Genomic DNA, 22,785 nt, shown 5'->3' on the forward strand with positions numbered 1-22,785 from the left:
TCGCTCACGCAACCTCGTCGAGCCGACGATCATCGGGCCGCGCGAAGACCGAGGGCGCCGGCGGCGTCGACGACTTCTCCGGGTCCTTCCGCCACTTGTCGAGGAAGTAGATCCACGTGACGGCGCCCATCGACAGCCCGCCCGCGATCGACGCCGCAACGATGAACACGATCACTTCGGTAGTCATGTGCCACCTCTTCCCGAGCCGGCCGACCGGCCCAACAGGATTGCGATACGACTAGCGTAGCGATATTGGCGCCGGGAGCCAAAACCCCTCGCCCGGTCACCCCTCCGCCACCGCCGACAGGGCGGCGAGCGCCCGGGCGAGCACCGGGTTGTCGTCGTCGGTGCGGTGCGCGGCGACCAGCTCGATGCCCGGCACCCCGACGAGCGAGACGTAGACGACACCGGGCACCGCCAGCGCTGCGGTCGGCTCCGGCACCACCGCGATGCCGAGCCCGGCAGCCACGAACGTGACCAGCGTCGAGGTCTCCGCGACCTGGTGGACGACCCGCGCCTCGTGCCCCGCGTCGCCGAACAGGTCCTGCACGAGGGCGTTCATCGCCGACCGGCCTCCCCCGGCGTGCACCACGAGGTCCTCCTCCGCCAGGTCGGCCACCCGGAGCCGCTGCCGTCCGGCGTAGCGGTGCTCGCGCGGCATCGCCACGAGCAGGCGGTCGTGCCGCACGCTCGTCACGGTGAGACCCGTCTGGTCGGGCAGGCGGCGCAGGAGCGCGAGGTCGAGCGAGCCGTCCCTGAGCCGCTCGACCTGCTCGGGCGAGAGCATCTCGCCGCGGAAGCCGAAGTCGACGGCCGGGAGCTGCTCGCGCAGCCGGCGGGCGAGGGCCGGGAGGAGCGAGTACGTCGCTGACCCGACGCAGCCGACGACGAGCCGGCCCGAGCTGCCGGATGCGATCCGTCCCGCCTCCTCCCCCGCGGCGTCCACCGCGGCGAGGATCTCGCGTGCCCGGACCAGGTAGGCCGCGCCGGCGGCGGTCAGGTCCACGCGTCGGGTCGTGCGGGTGAGCAGGGTGACGCCGAGCTCGGCCTCCAGCTGGCGGATCTGCTGCGAGAGCGGCGGCTGTGCCATGTGGAGCAGCTCGGCAGCCCGCCCGAAGTGCCGCTGCTCGGCGACAGCGACGAAGTAGCGGAGGTGGCGCAGTTCCATCCACTCATACTCGCAGGGTCCCAGTTGGCAGCATGTGGGCCGAGCTGCGTCTCACCGGATAGCGGGACTACCGCGCCACCCAGGGCGTGAACGTCCGTCGCTCCGGCGCCCAGTCCACCGAGCCGGTGGTCTCGTCCTCGAACCTCACCGCAACACGGATCGTCCTCGGATCGCCGATGCAGCTCCGCGGGATCCGGACCGATACCGGCTCGCCGTCGAACATGTCGGCGTGGGCACGCATGCCCGGGCACGTCACCACGCGGATCGGTCGCCGGCCGAAGGACCGCACGACCGCGACCGAGTCGTCGAAGTCCGAGTTGGCGCGGAACGACACGTGGAACGTCGGCCGCGGTCCGCGACCGGTGTCTATCCAGAAGGCGTAGTCCTGCCCCGCCGCCAGCGGGACGGCCGAGCGGACGCTCACCTTCACCGCGTTCCGGTGCACCACACGCACCGCGCTGATGTCGACGCCCGTCGAGTCGCCGACCGGGTCGTCGAACGTCCCCGTGCCCGCGTGGGCCGTTCCCGCCACCGCCACGACCGCGCCGACCGCGCAGGCGGACAGTGCGCGAGCACTCCATCTCGTTGCGTCCATGCGACTCCCCCCTCGCCGGATCCCATGGTCGCGCCCGGTGCTCACCAGCCGCAAGGGTCGGAGGTACGTCGCCCGAGTGACCGGCATCCTCGGAACGGAGTGTCGGACGACCACAACTTGCGGCGGGCGGCGGGTCTCACGCGCAGGCTGGGTCCGACGCGGGACTTCTGGTCGTCCGACGCGCCGGGGAGTACCCGCCCCACGTTTAGGACGCTCAGCGTCTCAGTGGCAGCAAAATGGATACTTCACTGTATCGAACGTCACGACTAGGTTCGATCCATGCCCGACATCGTCATCTGTGAACCCGTACGCACCCCCGTCGGTCGCTACGGCGGCGCGTTGGCCTCGCTGTCCGCGGTCGACCTGGCGTCGACCACCCTGACCGAGCTCGTGCGTCGGACGGGCCTGCAGGAGGGCGACGTGGACGACGTGATCCTCGGCAACTGCTACCCCAGCGGGGAGAACCCGGCCATCGGCCGCATCGCCGCCCTCGACGCGGGTCTCGGCACCGGCGTGCCCGGCCTCCAGCTCGACCGCCGCTGCGGCTCCGGGCTGCAGGCGGTGCTCTACGCCGCCTCGCAGATCGCCAGCGGTGGCGGCACCCTGATCGTCGCCGGCGGTGCCGAGTCGATGTCCAACGTCGAGCACTACGCCCTCGGCCTGCGCACCGGGGTCAAGGGCGGCTCGGTCGAGCTGATGGACCGCCTGGTCCGCGCCCGCGAGACCGCCGGGGGCAAGGACCACCCGGTCCCCGGCGGCATGCTCGAGACGGCCGAGAACCTCCGCAAGGAGTACGACATCTCGCGCGAGGAGCAGGACGAGCTCTCGGTCCGCTCCCAGCAGCGTGCCGGCGCCGCCCACGAGGCCGGCCGGTTCTCCGACGAGCTCGTGCCGGTCACCGTCCCGGGCCGCCGCGGCAAGCCGGACGTCGTCGTCGACCGCGACGAGCACCCGCGTCCGGAGACCACCCTCGAGCAGCTCGCCGCGCTGAGGCCGGTGCGCCAGAAGATCGATCCTGCCTCCACCGTCACCGCCGGCAACGCCAGCGGCCAGAACGACGGAGCCGCGATGTGCGTCGTGACCACCCGCCAGGAGGCCGAGCGTCGCGGCCTGCGCCCCCTGCTGGCCCTGAGGTCGTGGGCCGTGGCCGGTGTCGGCCCCGAGGTGATGGGCATCGGCCCGGTCCCTGCGACCGCCGCCGCCCTCGACCGCGCCGGGCTCACCCTCGACGAGATCGACCTGATCGAGCTCAACGAGGCGTTCGCCGCCCAGGTGCTGGCCTGCCTGCGCGAGTGGAAGGTCGACCCCACCGACGAGCGGCTCAACCCCAACGGCTCGGGCATCTCCCTCGGCCACCCCGTCGGCGCGACCGGCGCACGCATCCTCGCGACGATGGCCCACGAGATGCAGCGCCGCGAGTCGCGCTACGGCCTCGAGACCATGTGCATCGGCGGCGGCCAGGGCCTCGCCGCGATCTTCGAGCGGGTCGCCACATGAGCGCCGTCGAGGTCCACCACGTCGTGACCGGGCCGGAGGGCGCACCCGTCGTCGTCCTGTCCAACTCGCTCGGCTCCACGACGTCGATGTGGGACGCCCAGGCCGACGAGCTGGCCGAGCACTTCCGCGTCGTCCGCTACGACACCCGCGGCCACGGCGGCTCGCCCGTCCCGCAGGGCCCGTACGACATCGACGACCTCGCGGACGACGTCGTCGCCCTGCTCGACACCCTCGGGGTCGAGAAGGCGCACGTCGTCGGCCTCTCGCTGGGCGGCATGACCGCCTTGCGCCTCGCCGCCCGCAACCCCGAGCGCGTCGACCGCCTCGTGGTGCTGTGCACCGGCGCGCGCCTCGAGCCGTCGAGCGCGTGGCACGACCGCGCCGCGACCGTTCGCGCCAACGGGAGCACCGCCGTGGCCGAGGCCGTCGTCGCGCGGTGGTTCACCCCGGAGTTCCTGGAGAAGAACCCCGACGTGAAGGCCGCGTGCGAGGGCATCGTGGCGGCGACCCCGGCCGAGGGCTACGCCTCGTGCTGCGAGGTCATCGCCGGGATGGACCTGCGCGACGACCTCGCCGGCATCACTGCCCCGACGCTGGCGATCGCCGGCGCCGACGACCCCGCCACCCCTCCCCCACACCTCGAGGCGATCGCCGACGGCGTCCGGGACGGGCGTCTGCTCGTCGTGCCCGACTCGGCCCACCTCGCCAACGCCGAGCAGCCGCAGACCATCACCCCCGCGATCATCGAGCACCTGAGGGGCGGGGCGGCATGAGGAGCATCGACGGCATCGACCGCATCGACAAGGTGGTCAGTGGCGCCGAGGAGGCCGTCGCCGACATCGCGCCCGGATCCAGCCTGGCGGTCGGCGGCTTCGGCCTCGTCGGCATCCCGTGGACACTGATCAGCGCGCTCCTCGACCAGGGCGCCGACGACCTCACGGTCGTGTCCAACAACTGCGGCGTCGACGGTGCCGGCCTGGGGCTGCTCCTCGAGGCCCGCCGGATCACCCGTGTCATCGCGTCGTACGTCGGTGAGAACAAGGAGTTCGGCCGGCAGTACCTCGCCGGCGAGCTGACCGTCGAGCTCACCCCGCAAGGCACCCTCGCCGAACGACTGCGGGCGGGCGGGGCCGGCATCGGGGCGTTCTTCACCCCGACCGGCGTCGGGACGATGGTCTCCGAGGGCGGCCTGCCCTGGCGCTACCACCCCGACGGCACCGTGGCACTGGCCTCGGAGCCCAAGGAGGTACGCACCTTCCAGGGCGTCGACATGGTGCTCGAGGAGTCGATCGTCACCGACGTCGCCCTCGTCCGGGCGGCCCGGGTGGATCGCGCCGGCAACTGCGTCTTCCACGCCTCGGCCCGCAACTTCAACATCCCGGCCGCGATGGCCGGCCGACTGACGATCGTCGAGGCCGAGGAGGTCGTCGAGATCGGCGACATCGACCCGGACGACGTCCACCTGCCCGGTGTCTTCGTCCAGCGCGTCGTCGAGCTCACACCGGCCCAGGCGCAGGAGAAGGACATCGAGAAGCTGACCACCCGACCCCGAGAGGCCGCACGAGCATGAGCTGGACGCGTGACGAGATGGCCGCGCGCGCGGCGCTGGAGCTGAAGCCGGGTGAGTACGTGAACCTCGGGATCGGTCTGCCGACGATGATCCCCGCCCACCTGGCGGCGACCTCGACGGTGACCCTGCACGCCGAGAACGGCATCCTCGGCGTCGGCCCCTACCCCTACGAGGACGAGGTCGATCCCGACCTCATCAACGCCGGCAAGCAGACGGTGACCGTGCTGCCGGGCGCGTCGTTCTTCGACTCCTCCCTGAGCTTCGCGATGATCCGCGGCAGCCACATCGACACGGCCGTCCTCGGCGGGATGCAGGTCTCCATGGCCGGTGACCTCGCCAACTGGATGGTGCCGGGCTCGATGGTCAAGGGCATGGGCGGCGCGATGGACCTCGTGAGCGGCGCCCGCCGGGTGATCGTGCTGATGGAGCACGTGTCGCGCGGCGGCAGCCACAAGCTCGTCGCGACGTGCGACCTGCCGCTCACGGGCCGTCGGGTCGTCGACCGCGTGGTCACCGACCTCGGCGTCCTCGACGTCGCCGGCGACGGCTTCGAGCTCGTCGAGCTCGCGCCGGGCGTCACCGTCGAGGAGATCAGCGAGCGGACCGGGGCCCCGGTCCGGGTGCCGGTCGGGGTCTGACGTGCCGACCCCCGGGCCCGTCGAGCAGGACCCCGCTGAGGACCTGGCCGCACGGGTGCGTCGTCTGGAGGACCTGCACGCGATCGGGCAGCTCCGCGCGCACTACTGCCAGGCCCTCGACGACGGCCGCTGGGACGACCTGGTCGACCTCTTCACCCCCGACGGCGCGTTCGTCGGGCTCTCCACCGCGCGCGGCCACGACGAGCTGCGCTCCTTCTTCTCCGACCTCCAGGACGGCCCGCTGTCGGCCTGGTGGCACTTCTCGTCCAACGAGACCATCGACCTCGTGGGCACACCTGCCCACGCAGCGACCGGCGCGACGTGGCTCGACCAGCCGTGCGTCGTCGACGGTCGCGCCCACGTCGCCGCCGGGCGCTACCAGGACCGGATGGTCCGCGGTGCCGACGGCCGGTGGCGCTTCGCCGAGCGTCAGGTGACGTTCTTCTTCTGGGTCCCCGGTTACGAGGACTGGGCCCCCGGTCGCTACGGCTGGGCACCCGCCCGCGCCGCGGCCGACGTACGCACCCTCGAACGGGTCACCGCCTCCCACCGCTGACCCGGTCCGCACCCCCGGCACGACGACGTGCCGGGAGCCGCTGCTGCGCGCCTACGTGCAGCCATCCACCACCGGAGACCTCGATGTCCCACACCCTCACCGCGTCCACCCCGTCGGGCCAGCCGGCCCCCGACCGTCGTACGCTGACGCGGGTCTGCACCGCCGTGCTCCTCGGCTCGGCACTGGAGTGGTACGACTACTTCCTCTACGGCGCGGCCGCGGCCCTGGTGTTCGGGCAGGTGTTCTTCCCGACCGCCTCGGAGTCGACGTCGCTCCTCCTGTCGCTGGCGACCTTCGGCGTCGGGTTCGTCGCCCGCCCGATCGGGGCGATGGTCTTCGGCCACATCGGCGACAAGCACGGTCGCCGCCCCGCCCTCATCGCGACGCTCATGCTGATGGGCCTCTCCACCACGGCGATGGCTCTCATCCCCTCCCACGCGATGATCGGCATGGCCGCACCCCTGCTGCTCGTGGTGCTGCGGCTGCTGCAGGGCATGGGGTCGGGCGCGGAGTACAGCGGCGCCTCGGTGTACGCCGTCGAGTACGCACCCCCCGGCCGTCGCGGGCTCTTCGGCTCCTTCTCCGCGGCCGGGGTCTACCTCGGCCTGGTGCTGTCGTCCGGCGCCCTGCTGCTGACCACGTCGCTGACGACCGACGCACAGTTCGCGGCGTGGGGCTGGCGGCTGCCGTTCCTGGCGAGCCTGCTGCTCATCGCGCTCGGCCTGTGGATCCGCCTGCGCCTGGAGGAGACGCCGGCCTTCGAGGAGGCCACGGAGGACGTCGCGCCGGCCAAGGCGCCGCTCCTCACCCTGGTGCGTACCCAGTGGCGCAGCATGCTCCTGGTGATGGGCCTCGTCGCGGCTCCCCTCTCCTTCAGCCACCTCTACCAGGTGTTCGCGCTGTCCTACATGGCCGACGCCGGCTACGACCGGGTGACCGGCACGACCGGCCTCCTCGTCGCCGGTCTGGTCGTCATGATCACGGCGCCGCTGGCCGGCATCGCCTCCGACCGGTTCGGCCGCCGCCCCGTGCTGATGGTGGGCGCGGTCTACGCGATCGCGTTCGCCTTCCCGTTCTTCATGCTGGTCGACAGCGGCCGGCCGGTGCTCGCCATGCTCGCCCTCGCGCTCGCCCAGGGCGGCAGCGTCGGCATCATGTTCGGCGTGCAGGGCGTGATCCTGTCCGAGCTGTTCAGCACGGCCAGCCGCTACAGCGGTGCGGCCGTCAGCCGCGAGTTCGCCGCGATCATCTTCGGTGGCTTCGCCCCGCTGATCGCCGTCAGCCTCGCCGCCTCGGCGAACGGTGCCTCCTGGCCGGTCGGCATCTACGTCGTCGTGCTGGCCGCGATCACGTTCGTCTCCGCGCTGCTCGCCCCGGAGACCTACCGGACGAGCCTCTCCGACGGCGACGCGGCCGCGCCGGCACCCGTCGGGACGACGCTCCGGCAGCCGGCCCTCACGGGGTCCCGCGACGGCTGACGGCAATGCCCCCAAATGGGGGCTTGCCCGCGGTGACGGGGAGTGCCACGGTCCGAGGATGACCAGAGCCCCTCGCCATCGCGTCCTCCTCGGCCTCCTCGCCACGGCACTCGCGCTGGGCACCGCACTGGTGCCCAGCGCCAGCGTCCATGCCGGTCCTCCCGGTGCCGGACACGGCACCCCGGCACGCACGGCCACCGTGATGACCCGCAACCTCTACCTCGGCGCCGACCTCAGCCCGATCCTGCTGGCCCTCGCCAGCGGCAACGACGCCGCCATCGTCGGTGCGGCGACGCAGACGTGGGCCGCCGTCCAGGCGACCCGGCCCGAGGAGCGGATGGGGGCGATCGCCGACGAGATCGTGGCGGCCGACGCGGACGCCGTCGGCCTGCAGGAGGTGACCACCTGGACGACGTACGCCTACAACCCTGTCAACGGCACGACGAGCAACCCGACGATCGCCTACGACTTCCTCGACCTGCTGCTCGACGCCCTCGAGGAGCGGGGGGCCGACTACCGGGAGGTCGCCGGGGCGACGGCGGACAACTTCTCCTCGCCGCCGATCCCCTACCTGGCCAGCCCGACCGCCACGTTCCCGACCCGGGCGGTCAGCCTCGCCGACCGCGACGTGATCATCGTCCGTGATGACGTCGACGCGACCAACGCCCGCACCGGGACGTACCAGACGATCATCAGCTTCCCGGTCGACGGTGCCCTGCTGCCGGTCGCACGTGGGTGGGGCTCGGCCGACCTGTCCGTCGGCAAGGCGACGTTCCGCTTCGTCAACTCGCACCTCGAGGCCTTCGGGGTCCCTGGCGTCGACGGCGAGCAGGTGCGCGTGGCCCAGGTCGGCGAGCTCCTCGCCGCGCAGGCCGCGCTCACGACGCAGCTCGGAGCGCTCCCGATGGTCTACGTCGGCGACTACAACTCCGACGCTCCCGACGCACCGGCGTACGTCCGGCTCCTGGCGGGCGTGGGCGCCGACGCGTGGACGAGCAGCCACCCGGGCGACCCCGGCTTCACCTGCTGCCTCGGTGCGACCCTGACCGACCCGGACAACCCGCTCACCTCGCGGATCGACCTGGTCCTGCACAGCGACGACGTGAAGGCGCCGCGCGCGACCATCATCGGCGACGACCCGTCCGAGATGACGGCGTCGGGCCTGTGGCCCTCCGATCACGCCGGAGTGGTGGCGCGCCTGGTGATCCCGGCCCGCCGGGGTCAGTAGCCGGGGACCAGTGCTCGGGATCACCAGCCGCCGTGGCTGGGCCAGCCGCGGGCGGCGAGGTACCAGCCCGCCGAGGTCAGCACGACGACGAGCAGGAGGGTGAGGAGGAGCCCGCCCGCGACCGGCAGGAACCAGCCGGGAGCGCGGCGGGCCCGCACCGCCACGAGCTTGACGACCACCCCACCGAAGACCGCGCAGCCGAGCACGCCGTGGACGACGGCGCGCAGCGGCACCGCCTCGCCGGTGTGGAGCGTGCCCACCTCGAGGCCGAGCGCCCACAGGCAGCTGTAGCCGACGAACACCACGAGCAGCAGCGCAAGAGCGCCCGAGACCCGGTGCGCCGTGCCGAGCCAGGACGGTGGCCGGCCGCCGAGACGACCGTAGAGCCAGAGGGCACTCAGCAGCTGGAGCACCGCCAGCACGCCGATCACCGTCGTGAGCACGACCTTCATCTCGATCACCGTGCGAAAGCCGAGATCGGTGGTCCCGCTGAGGGTCGGGTCGTGCACCCGCCCGAACACGCCGAGCAGCACCGCCACCACGGCGCCCGCCGCGAAGGCCGCGAGCGGGACCGTCATCCTCCCGGAGGTCCTCGCTGCCGCAGGGTCGGCCATGGAGTCAGGATGCGCCGATCGCGTGCGCCGCGGAACCCCGCTCGCACCCCGTCGCCGTTTGATCGACCTGGCGTATCAATGGCGGCGAAACAAGTCCTTGTCATCGATCAATGTCCGGACCTACCGTGAGTCGACCGACGACGTGAGCGTCGTCACCGTCTTGTCGATCCGGAGGACCCTGTGGAGCTGCGACACCTGCGCTACTTCGCCGCGGTGGCCGAGACCCGCCACTTCGGGCGCGCGGCCGACCGCCTCCACCTGGCGCAGCCCGCCCTGTCGCAGTCGATCCGCCAGCTCGAGGCCGAGCTCGGCACCCCTCTTTTCGTCAGGACCACCCGCCAGGTGCGGCTCACCCCCGCCGGCGAGTTCTTCCAGCTCGAGGTGGCGCGCATCCTGGAGTCGGTGGAGGCCGGCGTGCGCGGCGTACGACGCATCGCTGCCGGCCGGCAGGGCCTCGTCCGCATCGCCTTCACCGGCAGCGCGGCCCACACCGAGCTGCCCCGGATGGCGCGCACCGTCAAGCGCGAGCTCCCCGGCATGGCGCTCGAGATCCACGCCGACCTGCTCACCCCCGCTCAGGTCGACGGGCTGCACGAGGGGACCCTCGACCTCGGCGTGCTGCGTCCGCCGATGACCGGCGACGGACTCGCCTCGCGCACCCTCTCGACCGAGCCGCTGGTGCTCGCGGTCGCCGAGGACCACCCGCTGGCCGACCGGCCGAGCGTCTCGATGAGCGACCTGCGCACCGAGCGCTTCGTCCTCTTCTCCGGTCCGGACTCCGCGGTCAACGACGCCGTCCTGCGCAGCGCCCGCGAGGTCGACTTCGTGCCGATCCGCGAGCACGAGGCGGCCGGCATCTCGGTCCTGCTGCCGCTCGTCGCCGCCGACCTCGGCGTCGCGCTGGTCCCCGCCTCCGTCCGGGCGGCCCCGCTCGCCGGCGTGGCCTTCCGCGACGTCACCGACGCCCCGACCGTCGACCTGGCCCTCGTGTGGCGCGCCGACGAGACCAACCCCGCGGTGCTCGCGGTCCTCGACGTCCTGTCCGCCGGCTCCCCCGTGGCCCTCTCCGACTCCGACGAGGTCGACCGATGAAGATCACCCGCGTGGAGGCGATCCCGTTCGCCATCCCCTACCGCAAGCCACTCAGGTTCGCGAGCGGCGAGGTGCGCGTCGCCGAGCACGTGCTCGTCCGCGTCACCACGGACGACGGCGTCGTCGGCGTCGCGGAGGCCCCGCCGCGACCCTTCACCTACGGCGAGACCCAGGCCGGCATCGTGGCGGTCATCCACACCATCTTCGCCGGCCAGGTGGTCGGCCTCGACCTGATGGAGCGCGAGCAGATCCACACCCGGCTCTCCCGCACGATCGGCAACCCCACCGCCAAGTCGGCGCTCGACATGGCCATCTGGGACGCCCTGGGCCAGTCGCTGGGCTACAGCGTCACCGAGCTGCTCGGCGGCTACACCGACCGCATGCACGTCTCGCACATGCTCGGCTTCGACGAGCCCGCAGCGATGGTCACCGAGGCCGAGCGGATGCGCGACACCTACGGCATCACCACCTTCAAGGTGAAGGTCGGTCGCCACCCCTACCGCCTCGACACGGCCGTCGTCCGTGCCCTGCGCGAGGAGCTCGGCGACGACGTCGAGCTGTACGTCGATGGCAACCGCGGCTGGTCGGCCTCCGAGTCGGCGCGCGCGATGGCCGAGATGGCCGACCTGGGTCTCACCTTCGCCGAGGAGCTGTGCCCGGCCGACGACGTGCTCGGACGCCGCTGGCTGGTGCAGCAGCTCGACGTCCCCTTCATCGCCGACGAGTCGGCGGTGACCCCCGCCGAGGTGACCCGCGAGGTCCTCGGCGGCTCCGCCACCGCGATCAGCATCAAGACCGCGCGCACGGGCTTCACCACCAGCCGGCGCGTCCACCACCTCGCCGAGGGGCTGGGCCTCGAGCTCGTGATCGGCAACCAGATCGACGGCCAGCTCGGGTCGCTGTGCTCGGTCGCGTTCGGCTCGGCCTTCGAGCTCACCTCGCGCCGCGCGGGGGAGCTGTCGAACTTCCTCGACATGACCGACGACCTGCTCGCCGACCCGCTCGAGATCCGCGGCGGCCAGCTCGTCGCCCGGTCCGGCCCGGGGCTCGGGGCGGTCATCGACCCCGACAAGCTCGCGCACTACCGCCAGGACTGACCCGACCCAGGACCTCTTCCCACCCGCCGCACCACACCCCACCCCTCCCGAGGAGCACCCCATGTCCACCACCGTCACCGAGTCCGCCACCGCGGCGGCCTCCGGCGCCAGCGCCACCGAGCGCTTCCACGCCGACAAGTCGCCGTACGCCGCAGTGAAGGACGTCCCCGCCGAGCGCGTCGACACCCTGGCCCGCGAGGTGCTCGAGGCGATCTACACGACCGTGCGCACGCACAAGGTCACGTACGACGAGTTCAACGCCCTCAAGGCGTGGCTGATCGGCGTGGGCGAGGACGGCGAGTGGCCGCTCTTCCTCGACGTCTGGCTGGAGCACGTCGTCGAGGACGTCGCGACCGAGCACCGCGAGGGCAACAAGGGCTCGATCGAGGGCCCCTACTACGTCCCGGACGCTCCCGATCACGGCGCGAGGGGCACCATCTCGATGCGCGACGACGAGGGCGGCACCCCGCTCGTGTGGAGCGGTCAGGTCACCTCGACCGCAGGCTTGCCGCTGGGCGGCGCCAAGGTCGAGCTCTGGCACGCCGACGACGACGGCTTCTACTCGCAGTTCGCCCCCGGCATCCCCGAGTGGAACCTCCGCGGCTCCTTCACCACCAACGAGGACGGTCGCTTCGAGATCACCACGGTGCAGCCCGCGCCCTACCAGATCCCCACCGACGGCTCCTGCGGCAAGCTCATCGCCGCCGCCGGCTGGCACGCCTGGCGTCCCGCCCACCTGCACGTCAAGGTCTCGGCACCCGGCCACGAGCTCCTCACCGCCCAGCTGTACTTCCCCGGCGACGAGCACAACGACGACGACATCGCCTCGGCCGTGAAGCCCGAGCTGATCCTCGACCCGCAGCAGCGGGCCGACGGCTCCGCGACGGTGGCCTACGGCTTCGTCCTCGACCCCGCGGAGGGCTGAGGGCCGATGCTCTACCACGTGCGCATGGACGTCCGGATCCCGCTCGACATGGATGCCGACGTCAAGGCCGACCTCGTCGCCCGGGAGAAGGCGTACGCCCAGGAGGTGCAGCGCTCCGGTCGCTGGCCGCACCTGTGGCGCGTGGTCGGCGAGTACGCCAACGTCTCGATCTTCGACGTCGAGTCCAACGACGCGCTCCACGAGCTGCTGTCAGGGCTCCCGCTGTTCCCCTACATGGACATCCAGGTCACTCCGCTGGCGAAGCACCCCTCGTCGATCGCCTGAACACGGGAGACGGCCCGACCCTCCGTCCGGACGGTCGGGCCGTCGCCGTGAGGCGCGGATCACACCGGGGCGGGAATGAGAACGGACGCCGACCGGTTAGGTTAGTTGAATCGTCAACCAACCCCCGTATCCTCCAGGAGTTCCCATGTCGTTCTTCCGCCGCACGTCCAAGCCCGCCCACGTCGCCACCTCGACGCCCACCCCGGCCGTCGACCAGGCCGCCGCCCCCGTGGCCGTCGCCGAGCGCGACGCGCTCACCGGTGACTACACCATCGACGCCAGCCACTCCCGCCTCGGCTTCTCGGCCCGCCACGCGATGGTCACGACCGTCCGCGGCCAGTTCACCGACTTCGAGGGCACCGCGCACGTCGACGCCGAGAACCCGGCCGCCTCGACCGTCTCCCTCACCATCCGACCCGCCAGCATCTCGACCGGCTCCGCCGACCGCGACGGCCACCTGGTCTCCGCCGACTTCTTCGACGTCGAGAACCACGACGCCATCACCTTCGCGTCGACCTCGGTCGAGCGCGACGGCGCCGAGTGGACCGTCACCGGCGACCTGACCATCAAGGGCACCACCCAGTCGGTCACGATCCCCTTCGAGGAGACCGGCACCGCGATCGACCCGTTCGGCAACACCCGCGTCGGCTTCGAGGGCGCGACCACGATCAACCGCAAGGACTGGGACCTCTCCTGGAACGCGGCCCTCGAGACCGGCGGCGTCCTGGTCTCGGAGAAGATCAAGCTCGAGTTCGACGTCTCCGCGATCAAGAACGCCTGATCACCAGCACCCCCTGACGGACGGACCCGGGACCACTGGTCCCGGGTCCGTCCGCGCGTCTGGCCCGACGCGTCGGTCAGTCGGCTTCCCAGTAGGGACCCGGCAGGTATCGGTCGGGCTCCACGGTGGTGACCGGGCGACGGACGGTCCGCCAGACGGTGCGCACGGTGCCGTCCGGCTGTCGCACCTCGCGGCGGACCCGGAAGTTCGCGTACGTCGTCGTGTAGGCGTTGCGGGTGTTGCGGGTGTTGTTCCACTGGTAGTCGAAGTTCTTGAGGTACTTGTTCGCCACCACCGCGCCCTTCACGGTGAACCACACCTCGTCGTTGGCCGTGCTCAGGCTCGACCAGTTCACCGATCCGGTCAGCACCATCGAGGTGTCGGGGACGCCGTTGTAGGTGCCCTGGATGATGAAGTACTTCTGGTGGCTGTAGTAGTCGAGGATCAGGTCGTCGATGCCGTCGTTGTTCAGGTCGAAGTTGTCGTCGAGGTCGTAGTCCATCCCCGTCGAGCGGAGCGGGATCCGGCCGCGCTTGGTGGGGGCGGCGATGGCGCCCTTCGTGTGGTAGCCGATGAGGCCGTAGCTGACCCGTACGTCGCACCCCTGGACCCACTTCTGACGGATCGCCTCGGCCAGGTAGTTGCCGCGGGCGCCGCGCATCGTGTGCATCGACAGGGCCAGGCGGGTGCGCTTGACCTTGCCGGTCACCGGGTCGGGCGTGAGGCACTGGATCCGGTCGAGCATCTGGACCACCAGGTCGTCCTTCGGTCGCGAGACCCGCGGGAACGCGACGGCCGTGTGCTTGTCGACCGAGTCGTCGCACGCCGGACCGGTCGGGACGCCGCAGAAGACCCACGGCTCCTGACGGGTGTCGTAGTCCTGGGACATGTCCTTGAAGAGGGCCACGAACTGGCGGAACATCTCGTGGTCGCCGTCAGTGAAGTAGAGGTCGTTCCACTGGTGGATGGCGGCGTTGCGCGTCATGTTGGCCGAGCCCACCGCCACGACGTCCTCGGACGTGCCGGCCTGGCTGAAGAGGTAGAACTTCGTGTGCAGGTTGTTGAACTCGTTGGCAGCTCCCCGGCAGCTCTGCTTGCACTTGTAGATGAAGCTGCCCTTGTTGCGGTTCTTGCCGATCTCGGCGCGCACCACCTTCATGGCGGGCGTCTCCCAGTGGTCGTTGAGGAGCATCTGCACCTGCACCCCGCGACGGTGGGCCGCCACCAGCGCGCGGGCTACCGGCAGGCGGTCGAAGGAGTAGATCGCGATCCTGATCGACGAGCCCTTGGGCGTGTTGTTGATCGTCTTGATCACCCGCCGCTCGATCTGGAAGTGACCCTTGGCGAGATGGGGGTCGTTGAAGAAGGGGCCACTGAAGGCCTCCCACTTGTTCGGCTTCGGCTTCGGCTTCGACTCGGGCGCCGACGACGTGTCGGCGGACGACGCCACTCCGTTCGCCTGCCCGGGGGCCACCAGACCCAACGACACCACCAGCACGAGGCCCAGGCTTCCCACGAGCCCCGAGATCTTCGACACGACCCCCACCTTTCCATCGAGCGCGTCCGGTCAGCATAAGCAGACCCGACCCCATCCGGGCCGCGCACAGGGCCGCGTCTCACCACGACGTGCCGGCCGTGGTCTGATGTCCCACCCGGAGGGCGGCGTCGGCACGGCCTCGCTTGACTCGTTCGAACACGTGTTCGATCATGGGGACATGTCGTCCGCCCGCTCCGTCGCCGCGCTCGACCCGGGCCGGTCCGTGGTCGAGCAGCTGCGCGAGCGGGTCGCCGCGATGGAGCGCAGGCCTGCAGGTGAGCCGGTCGCGACCCTGCCAGGGTTGGCCGACCTGGTCCCGCTGCACGCGGGTTCGACCTACGCCGTCGACTCGGCCTCGCTTGCGCTCGCCCTGGCCGCCGGGGCCTCGCGGGCCGGGGAGTGGGTGGGCTTCGCCGGCTGCGCCGACTTCGGCGCCGAGGCCGCCGCGGAGCTGGGGATCGAGCTGTCGCGCACCGTGCTGGTGCCCGACCCCGGCGAGCACTGGCTCGAGGTGACCGCCGCCCTCGTCGACGTGCTGCGGGTGGTGGTGCTCCGCCCACCGGCCACCGTCGACGAGCGCACCGCGGGGCTCCTCGACTCCCGGCTGCGCACGAGGTCCGCGGTGCTGGTCGTCCACGGCCAGTGGCCGCGGGTCTCGGCCCGGCTGAGCGTCGAGGAGTCGGCCTGGACCGGCCCGGCGTCGGGCGGCGGTGAGCTGCGGGAGCGGCGGGCGCGCGTCGCGGTGCACCGGGGTGCGCGGCCACCCCAGCGCGCCGACCTGGCCTGGCCGGGCGTGCACCGCGTCGACCCGGGCCCCGACCGGGAGGCCCGCGAGATCCGGGAGGTCCGACCCGCATGACGAGGGTCCGGCGATGAGGGTCCGACGATGAGGGTCATGGTCGTGTGGTGCCCCGACTGGTCCGTGGTCGCGGCGCTCGAGGAGGCCGACCGGTCCCTCCGCTCCCCCGCCGCCGTGCTGGCGGCCAACGTCGTGGAGGTCTGCAACGGTCCCGCCCGTGCCGAGGGCGTACGCCGGGGGCAGCGGCGTCGCGACGCGCAGGCGCGGTGTCCCGAGCTGCTGCTGCTGCCGGCCAACCCCGACCGTGACGCCCGTGCCTTCGAGCCGGTGCTCGCGGTGGTCGAGGACCTGCGCCCCGGCGTCGCCGCCCTGCGGCCCGGTCTGCTCGCCGTCCGGGCTCCGGGCAGCTGGTACGGCAGCGAGACCGCGGCAGCGGCGACCGCCTGCCAGGCGCTGGTCGAGACGGGCGTGTGGGACGTGCGGGTCGGCATCGCCGACGACCTGTTCACCGCCGAGCAGGCCGCCCGGGTGGCGGAGGTGCAGGCGTGGACGGTCGTCCCTCCCGGAGAGTCACCCGCGTTCCTGCGCGGACTGCCCGTCCACGTGCTGCAGGACGACGGCGCCCGCGGTCGCGAGCTCGTGGGACTCCTGCAGCGGCTCGGCCTGCGCACCCTGGGCGACCTCGCCGACCTGCCGGGCGACGCGGTCAAGCACCGGCTCGGCGCCTACGGCGCGACGGTCCGGCGACGGGCGCGGGGCGAGGACCCGACGCTGTTCGCGGCGCGCACCCCGCCGCCCGAGCTCGACGCGGAGGTGCCGTTCGAGCCGCCGCTCGACTCCGTCGAGGCGATCACCTTCAGCGTCCGAACCACCGCAGAACGCTTCGTCACCCAGCTCGCCCACCACCAGCTCGTCGCCACCGGCGTGCGGGTCGAGGCCGAGTCCGACGGCGTCGTGTGCTCGTCGCGCTCCTGGCTGCACCCGCGCCACTTCAGCGCGCGCGACCTCGTCGACCGCGTCCACTGGCAGCTCCAGTCGGCCGGGTCCACGAGCGGCGTCAGCGGCTCCCTGCGCGGCCGCAAGGACGCGGGCGTCGTTCGCGCGCCGATCGACCGGGTCCGGTTCGTGCCCGAGCTCGTCGAGCCGGCGGCCGCGCACGGCGAGGCGCTCTGGGGGTCGGCCTCCGACGACCTCGTCGAGCGCGGGGTGGCCCGGGTGCAGGGCATGGTCGGCTTCGACGCCGTCCGCCGCCCGGTGCTGCAGGGCGGCCGCAGCCCGTCGGCGCGGCAGGCGCTGGTGCCGTGGGGCGAGCGGGCGGTCGACCTGCGTCCGGTGGACCGGCCGTGGCCCGGGCGGGTGCCCGGGCCGGCACCGGTCCGGGTGTTCGTCCCTCCCCGGGCCGCGGAGGTGGTCGACGACGGCGGCCGCCCGGTGTGCGTCACGGACCGCGGCGTGGTGAGCGCCCAGCCGCGGCACTTCCGGGTCGCCGGGCAGACCGGCGACCTGCCCTGGCAGCCGGTGACGGCGTGGGCGGGACCGTGGCCCACCGACGAGGGCTGGTGGTCGGGCGGGGCCGGACCCACCGCGCGCTTCCAGGTCGTCGGCGCAGACGGTCGCGCCTGGCTCCTGCTGCGAGCACCCGACGGCTGGTCCCTGGAGGCGGGCTATGACTGATCGGACAGGGGTGCGCTGATGGGCTGGAACAACCCCACCATGCCGTGGAAGGAGCTGGAGCGCCGGCTGAGCGGCCTGCCCGGTGCCGACGACGCCCCGGTGTCGCGTCGGAAGCGGGCCTCGACCGAGGCGCGCTCGATCGAGCGACCGACCGCGGTCACCCCCTACGCCGAGCTGCACTGCCACAGCCACTTCAGCTTCCTCGACGGCGCCTCCTCCCCGGCCGAGCTCGTCGAGGAGGCCGTGCGGCTGGGCCTGCACGCCCTCGCCGTGACCGACCACGACGGCTTCTACGGCGCCCCCATGCTGGCCGAGGCGGCGGCCGCCTACGACCTGCCCACCGTCTTCGGCGCCGAGCTGTCGCTCGGCCTGAGCGGGCCGCAGAACGGCGTCCCCGACCCCGAGGGCAGCCACCTGCTGGTGCTGGCGCGGGGCGTCGAGGGCTACCACCGGCTGGCCGCGGCGATGACCGAGGCCCACCTGCGAGGCGACGAGAAGGGCCGACCCGTCTACGACCTCGACGAGCTGGCCGAGCAGGGGCGCGGCCACTGGGCGGTGCTCACCGGCTGCCGCAAGGGTGCGGTGCGGCAGGCACTCGCCACGGGTGGTGAGACGGCGGCGGCCGAGGCGCTCGACCGGCTGACGTCGCTCTTCGGCCTCGAGCACGTGCTCGTCGAGCTCTCCCCGCGCCCCGGCGGCGACTCCACCAACGCCTCCCTGGCCGGGCTGGCCGCCGTCCACGGCCTCGACGTCGTCGCCGCCGGCAACGTCCACCACGCCACCCCGCAGCGGCACAAACTCGCCTCGGCGATGGCAGCGGTGCGGGCCCGGCGCAGCCTGGCCGAGCTCGACGGCTGGCTCGACCTGTCGGGCTCGGCCCACCTGCGCAGCGGGGCCGAGACGGCCGCCGCGCTGCCGTCGTACCCCCACGCCGTGGCGCGCAGCGTCACCCTGGCCGGCGAGCTGGCCTTCGACCTGCGCAAGGCCTCACCCGCGCTGCCCAAGCGACAGATCCCCCAAGGACACACTGCCGACTCGTGGCTGCGGGTGCTCGCGGAGCGCGGGTTCGCCGAGAGGTACGCCGGCGTGCCCCACGAGCCGGAGGCGCGCGAGCGGCTCGAGCACGAGCTGCGGGTCATCGCCGAGAAGGACTTCGCGGGCTACTTCGTCATCGTCCACGACATCGTGGCCTTCGCCCGCGAGCAGAAGATCCTCTGCCAGGGCCGAGGATCGGCCGCCAGCTCCGCGGTCTGCTACGCCCTCGGCATCACCGCCGTCGACGCGGTCTTCTACAAGCTCCCCTTCGAGCGCTTCATCTCCGCCCACCGCGACGAGGAGCCCGACATCGACGTCGACTTCGACTCCGACCGGCGCGAGGAGGTCATCCAGTGGGTCTACGACACCTACGGTCGCCGCAACGCCGCCCAGGTCGCCAACGTCATCGCCTACCGCCCGCGGATGGCGGTGCGCGACGCCGCCAAGGCGCTCGGCTTCTCCCCCGGCCAGCAGGACGCCTGGTCCAAGCAGATCGACGGCTGGAAGTCGGTCGTCGCCGGCGACATGGGCGACCCGGCCGCCCACGACGTGCCGGCCCCGGTGGTCGCGCTGGCCGAGGAGCTGATGGGAGCCCCGCGCCACCTCGGCATCCACTCCGGCGGGATGGTGCTGACCGAGCGACCGATCGGTGAGGTCTGCCCCATCGAGCGGGGGCGGATGGACAAGCGCACCGTGCTGCAGTGGGACAAGGACGCCTGCGAGTCGATGGGGCTGGTCAAGTTCGACCTGCTCGGCCTGGGGATGCTCGGCGCGCTCGACCACATGATGCGGCTCGTCGCCGACCACCTGGGCGAGCAGTGGGACCTGGCGACGATGCCCAAGGAGGAGCCGGCCGTCTACGACATGCTGTGCCGCGCCGACTCCATCGGCGTGTTCCAGGTCGAGAGCCGCGCGCAGATCGGCACGCTACCCCGGCTGCGTCCCCGCGAGTTCTACGACCTCGCCATCGAGATCGCCCTCATCCGTCCCGGCCCGATCCAGGGCGGCGCGGTGCACCCCTACGTGCGGCGCGCGACCGGGCAGGAGCCGGTGACCTACGACCACCCCGAGCTGGTGCCGGTGCTCGAGCGCACCAAGGGCGTGCCGTTGTTCCAGGAGCAGCTGATGGCCATGGCGGTCACCCTCGGTGACTGCAGCCGCGACGATGCCGACCTGCTGCGTCGCGCGATGGGCTCCAAGCGGGGCGTCGAGCGCATCGAGTCGGTCAAGCAGAAGCTCTACGCCGGCATGCAGCGCCGCGGCATCACCGGCGACCTGGCCGACTCGATCTACGTCAAGATCCTGTCCTTCGCCAACTTCGGGTTCGCCGAGTCGCACGCCCTGTCCTTCGCGCTGCTCGTCTACGCGTCCTCGTGGTTCAAGCTGCACTACCCGGCCGCCTTCCTGGCGGGGCTGCTGCGCAACCAGCCGATGGGCTTCTACTCCCCGCAGTCGCTGGTCCACGACGCCCGCCGCCACGACGTCGACGTACGCCGCCCGGACGTCACCCTGTCGGGGGCGCAGGCCGACCTCGAGCCGATCCGGCCGTCCGAGGCGGTGACGGCCACGGGTCTCGACGCGTGCTGCCGGCCCCGCTTCGAGCGCGTGGAGTGGGTGCCGGGCACCCCCGACCCGGTGCCCGCCCACCGCCGCGACGGGACGCTCGCCGTACGCCTCGGGCTGGACTCGGTGCGTGGCATCGGCCTCGAGGTCGCGCACCGGATCGTCGCCGCACGCGACGAGGCCGCGTTCACCGGCATCACCGACCTCTCCCGGCGTGCCGACCTGACGTCCGCGCAGCTGGAGGCGCTGGCCACCGCCGGCGCGTTCGACGCCTGGGGGCTCGACCGGCGATCGGCGCTGTGGGCGGCCGGCTTCGCCGAGGGGTCCGAGCACCTGCCCGGCATCACCCCCGCACCTGCCGCGCCGACGCTGCCCGGGATGAGCGATGCGGAGCTCACCCTCGCCGACCTCTGGGCCACCGGCGTCTCGCCCGACCGCCACCCGATCGAGCACCTTCGCGACGAGCTGCGCCGCGCCGGCGTGCGGTCCGTCGCGGAGCTGGCCCAGGCCGAGTCCGGCCGGCGGGTCCACGTCGGCGGGCTCGTCACCCACCGCCAGCGTCCGGGCACCGCCATGGGCGTCACCTTCCTCAACCTCGAGGACGAGACCGGCATGCTCAACGTCGTGTGCTCGATCGGGGTGATGAAGGCCCACCGGCAGGCGGCCCGCAACAAGGTGGCGGTGGTCGTGCGCGGACGGCTCGAGCGCAACGAGGGCGTCACCAACCTCGTGGCCGACCGCGTCGAGGGCATCGACGTCGTCGTCCCCGGCGCCGGCGCGGTCCTCCAGGCCCGGGCGTCGTCGCGCGACTTCCGCTGACGTCCGGTGTCCGCACGACCGGTGGCGGGTGCCGAGGGGTGGGGCGCGGGCCCGGGGGTCGGCCCTATGCTCGGGGCGAGCCGCCCACTCGGGGGTGGTGGACGACGAGCCGCACCGCGAGAGGGGCACCGTGAGCGCCGACCCGGCCGACTTCTCCTACTCGGTCGTGATCCCGGTCTACAACAGCCAGGACGTGGTCGGGCGCACGATCGACGCGGTCCTGGAGGTCTTCGAGTCCGCCGGGCTGCGCCACCAGGTCGTCCTCGTCAACGACGGCAGCCGCGACGGCAGCTGGGACGTCATCAGCGCCCGGGCCACGCAGAGCCCGCACGTCGTCGCGCTCGACCTGCTGCGCAACTACGGCCAGCACCACGCCAACGTCGCCGGCATGCGGGAGGCGACCGGGGACTACGTGATCACCCTCGACGACGACCTGCAGAACCCGCCCGACCAGGCCCTGCTGCTCATCGAGAAGGCGATGGAGGGCCACGACGTCGTCTTCGGCCGCTTCGACCGCAAGCAGGCGCGGGGCTACCGCCGGCTCGGCAGCAGGGCGATCAGCATGATCAACCGGCGGGTCTTCGACCAGCCGCCCGGCCTGGCCGTGTCCAACTTCCGCATCCTGCGGCGCGACGTGGTGGAGCGGATCTGCGGGTCCCGCACCGCCCACCCCTACATCACGGGTCAGGCGCTGATGTTCTCCAGCGACCCCGCCGACGTGCTCGTCCGTCACGACCCGCGACCGGTGGGCACCAGCAACTACGGCCTGCGCCGCATCGCCTCGCTCGTGCTGACCATCCTGTTCAGCTACTCCGTGTTCCCACTGCGGCTGGCCGCTGGCATCGGCTTCGCGGTCGCCGCCGGCAGCTTCCTGCTCGGCCTCTTCTACCTCGTCCGCGCGCTGTTCGTGGACTCGTCCGTGCCCGGCTGGACGACGATCGCGGTGCTGCTCGCGTTGATGAACGGCTTCGTCATCATGCTGCTGTCGATGCTGGGCGAGTACGTCGTCCGGACGCTCAACGCGGTCAGCGCCGTCAACACCTACCACGTGGCGCGACGGGTGTCCTCGTGAGCGGCTGCGACCACCGGCACCTGCTGGTCGTGGGCGCGCAACGGTGCGGCACGACCTACCTGAGCCGGGCGCTCGACGCGCACCCCGACGTCACGATGGCCCGGCCGTCGCCTCCCGAGCCCAAGGTCTTCAACGACGCGGCCCTATCCGCGCGCGGCGTCGAGGCCTACCACCGCACGTGGTTCGCGCACGCCCGCGACGAGCAGGTCCTGGGCGACAAGAGCACCAGCTACCTGGAGGACCCGCAGGCCCCGGGCCGCGCGGCGGAGATGCTCGGCGAGCCCGAGGTGGTCGTGCTGCTGCGCGACCCCGTGCGCCGCGCCGTGTCGCACTGGCGCTTCAGCACCGCGAACGGGTTCGAGACCCTCGACCTCGAGGACGCCCTGCTCGCCGACCTGCGCGACGACCGGCAGTGGGACCGGCAGCGCTCGTCCGTCTCGCCCTTCGCCTACCTGCGCCGTGGCCGCTACGCCGAGCAGCTCGAGCCCTGGTCCGCGACGTTCCCCTCGACCACGCACGTGCTCTTCACCGAGGAGCTGCTGGCCGACCCCGCGGTGCTGACCGGGCTGGTGGCGGACCTCGGGCTCGACCCGGGCCGTACGCCGGTTCCCGACGACGAGCGGGTCAACGCGGCGCCGGGCGTCGCGCCCGCGCTCGATGCAGGCGTGACAAGCACGCTCGAGGGGTACTTCGAGGAGAGCAACGCACGACTGGCCGACCGATTGGGGAGGCCGCTGCCGTGGTGACCCGCGACGAGACGAA

The 22,785-nt window shown here is 72.4% G+C and carries 22 protein-coding genes; 17 read left to right on the top strand and 5 right to left on the bottom strand.

Features of this window, described 5'->3' with window-relative positions:
* Positions 1 to 4: 4 nt before the first annotated feature.
* From ACFQW6_RS06315 to ACFQW6_RS06325, 3 genes are all read right to left on the bottom strand, one after another.
* On the bottom strand, positions 5 to 187 hold the full coding sequence (locus tag ACFQW6_RS06315) for a hypothetical protein (protein WP_378542390.1): 183 nt from the start codon (positions 185 to 187) through the stop codon (positions 5 to 7).
* Between the two features lie 96 nt (positions 188 to 283).
* Positions 284 to 1,168, bottom strand: coding sequence for a LysR family transcriptional regulator (locus ACFQW6_RS06320; RefSeq protein ID WP_378542392.1), 885 nt, complete (start codon positions 1,166 to 1,168; stop codon positions 284 to 286).
* Positions 1,169 to 1,235: 67 nt separating this feature from the next.
* Positions 1,236 to 1,763: a hypothetical protein gene (locus ACFQW6_RS06325; RefSeq protein ID WP_378542394.1), complete on the bottom strand. Its 528-nt coding sequence runs from the start codon at positions 1,761 to 1,763 to the stop codon at positions 1,236 to 1,238.
* Positions 1,764 to 2,042: 279 nt separating this feature from the next.
* On the opposite strand from ACFQW6_RS06325, the gene ACFQW6_RS06330 reads away from it, so the two are divergent.
* The 7 genes from ACFQW6_RS06330 (at position 2,043) to ACFQW6_RS06360 (ending at position 8,730) form a co-directional block, all read left to right on the top strand.
* On the top strand, positions 2,043 to 3,260 hold the full coding sequence (locus ACFQW6_RS06330; protein WP_378542396.1) for an acetyl-CoA C-acetyltransferase: 1,218 nt from the start codon (positions 2,043 to 2,045) through the stop codon (positions 3,258 to 3,260).
* Entirely contained in the window at positions 3,257 to 4,033 is a 777-nt protein-coding gene (gene pcaD, locus ACFQW6_RS06335; protein WP_378542398.1) for a 3-oxoadipate enol-lactonase, read from the top strand. The genes ACFQW6_RS06330 and pcaD overlap by 4 nt, the downstream gene beginning before the upstream one ends.
* Positions 4,030 to 4,830, top strand: coding sequence for a CoA transferase subunit A (locus tag ACFQW6_RS06340; protein WP_378542400.1), 801 nt, complete (start codon positions 4,030 to 4,032; stop codon positions 4,828 to 4,830). The genes pcaD and ACFQW6_RS06340 overlap by 4 nt, the downstream gene beginning before the upstream one ends.
* Positions 4,827 to 5,468 carry a 3-oxoacid CoA-transferase subunit B gene (locus ACFQW6_RS06345; RefSeq protein WP_378542402.1) on the top strand — a complete coding sequence of 214 codons (642 nt, stop codon included), beginning with the start codon at positions 4,827 to 4,829 and terminating at the stop codon, positions 5,466 to 5,468. The genes ACFQW6_RS06340 and ACFQW6_RS06345 overlap by 4 nt, the downstream gene beginning before the upstream one ends.
* Before the next feature lies 1 nt (position 5,469).
* Positions 5,470 to 6,024 carry a nuclear transport factor 2 family protein gene (locus ACFQW6_RS06350; protein WP_378542404.1) on the top strand — a complete coding sequence of 185 codons (555 nt, stop codon included), beginning with the start codon at positions 5,470 to 5,472 and terminating at the stop codon, positions 6,022 to 6,024.
* 83 nt (positions 6,025 to 6,107) lie between these two features.
* A complete protein-coding gene (locus tag ACFQW6_RS06355; RefSeq protein ID WP_378542406.1) occupies positions 6,108 to 7,502 on the top strand; it encodes an MFS transporter in 1,395 nt (464 codons plus the stop codon).
* Between the two features lie 58 nt (positions 7,503 to 7,560).
* Positions 7,561 to 8,730 carry an endonuclease/exonuclease/phosphatase family protein gene (locus ACFQW6_RS06360; RefSeq protein ID WP_378542408.1) on the top strand — a complete coding sequence of 390 codons (1,170 nt, stop codon included), beginning with the start codon at positions 7,561 to 7,563 and terminating at the stop codon, positions 8,728 to 8,730.
* 20 nt (positions 8,731 to 8,750) lie between these two features.
* Here ACFQW6_RS06360 and ACFQW6_RS06365 read toward each other — a convergent pair whose 3' ends face one another.
* Positions 8,751 to 9,344: a DUF6529 family protein gene (locus ACFQW6_RS06365; RefSeq protein WP_378542410.1), complete on the bottom strand. Its 594-nt coding sequence runs from the start codon at positions 9,342 to 9,344 to the stop codon at positions 8,751 to 8,753.
* Between the two features lie 180 nt (positions 9,345 to 9,524).
* Between ACFQW6_RS06365 and ACFQW6_RS06370 the strand changes: the two genes are divergently transcribed.
* From ACFQW6_RS06370 to ACFQW6_RS06390, 5 genes are all read left to right on the top strand, one after another.
* Complete coding sequence (locus ACFQW6_RS06370) at positions 9,525 to 10,436, top strand: LysR substrate-binding domain-containing protein (protein WP_378542412.1); 912 nt, start codon at positions 9,525 to 9,527, stop codon at positions 10,434 to 10,436.
* Positions 10,433 to 11,533, top strand: a complete 1,101-nt coding sequence (locus tag ACFQW6_RS06375; protein ID WP_378542414.1) for a mandelate racemase/muconate lactonizing enzyme family protein — start codon at positions 10,433 to 10,435, stop codon at positions 11,531 to 11,533. Before ACFQW6_RS06370 ends, ACFQW6_RS06375 begins: the two co-directional genes overlap by 4 nt.
* 61 nt (positions 11,534 to 11,594) lie before the next feature.
* The gene (gene catA / locus ACFQW6_RS06380; protein WP_378542416.1) at positions 11,595 to 12,458 is read left to right on the top strand and encodes a catechol 1,2-dioxygenase; all 864 of its coding nucleotides are present in this window, start codon (positions 11,595 to 11,597) and stop codon (positions 12,456 to 12,458) included.
* Positions 12,459 to 12,464: 6 nt separating this feature from the next.
* Positions 12,465 to 12,743, top strand: a complete 279-nt coding sequence (gene catC, locus ACFQW6_RS06385) for a muconolactone Delta-isomerase (RefSeq protein ID WP_378542418.1) — start codon at positions 12,465 to 12,467, stop codon at positions 12,741 to 12,743.
* Positions 12,744 to 12,888: 145 nt separating this feature from the next.
* Positions 12,889 to 13,524, top strand: coding sequence for a YceI family protein (locus ACFQW6_RS06390; protein WP_378542420.1), 636 nt, complete (start codon positions 12,889 to 12,891; stop codon positions 13,522 to 13,524).
* Positions 13,525 to 13,600: 76 nt separating this feature from the next.
* On the opposite strand, the gene ACFQW6_RS06395 is transcribed toward ACFQW6_RS06390, so the two are convergent.
* Positions 13,601 to 15,061 (bottom strand): phospholipase D-like domain-containing protein, encoded by a 1,461-nt coding sequence (locus ACFQW6_RS06395; protein ID WP_378542422.1) that lies wholly within the window; start codon positions 15,059 to 15,061, stop codon positions 13,601 to 13,603.
* 178 nt (positions 15,062 to 15,239) lie between these two features.
* Between ACFQW6_RS06395 and ACFQW6_RS06400 the strand changes: the two genes are divergently transcribed.
* From ACFQW6_RS06400 to ACFQW6_RS06420, 5 genes are all read left to right on the top strand, one after another.
* The gene (locus tag ACFQW6_RS06400) at positions 15,240 to 15,920 is read left to right on the top strand and encodes a hypothetical protein (protein ID WP_378542424.1); all 681 of its coding nucleotides are present in this window, start codon (positions 15,240 to 15,242) and stop codon (positions 15,918 to 15,920) included.
* A gap of 27 nt (positions 15,921 to 15,947) precedes the next feature.
* On the top strand, positions 15,948 to 17,534 hold the full coding sequence (locus tag ACFQW6_RS06405; protein ID WP_378542426.1) for a DNA polymerase Y family protein: 1,587 nt from the start codon (positions 15,948 to 15,950) through the stop codon (positions 17,532 to 17,534).
* Between the two features lie 18 nt (positions 17,535 to 17,552).
* Complete coding sequence (locus ACFQW6_RS06410) at positions 17,553 to 20,951, top strand: error-prone DNA polymerase (protein WP_378542428.1); 3,399 nt, start codon at positions 17,553 to 17,555, stop codon at positions 20,949 to 20,951.
* A 130-nt stretch (positions 20,952 to 21,081) separates the two neighbouring features.
* Positions 21,082 to 22,023 carry a glycosyltransferase family 2 protein gene (locus ACFQW6_RS06415; protein ID WP_378542430.1) on the top strand — a complete coding sequence of 314 codons (942 nt, stop codon included), beginning with the start codon at positions 21,082 to 21,084 and terminating at the stop codon, positions 22,021 to 22,023.
* On the top strand, positions 22,020 to 22,769 hold the full coding sequence (locus ACFQW6_RS06420; RefSeq protein ID WP_378542432.1) for a sulfotransferase family protein: 750 nt from the start codon (positions 22,020 to 22,022) through the stop codon (positions 22,767 to 22,769). The genes ACFQW6_RS06415 and ACFQW6_RS06420 overlap by 4 nt, the downstream gene beginning before the upstream one ends.
* Positions 22,770 to 22,785: the final 16 nt, after the last annotated feature.

The organism is Nocardioides sp. GCM10028917, assembly GCF_042666175.1.
In the GTDB taxonomy this organism is placed as follows: Bacteria; Actinomycetota; Actinomycetes; order Propionibacteriales; family Nocardioidaceae; genus Nocardioides.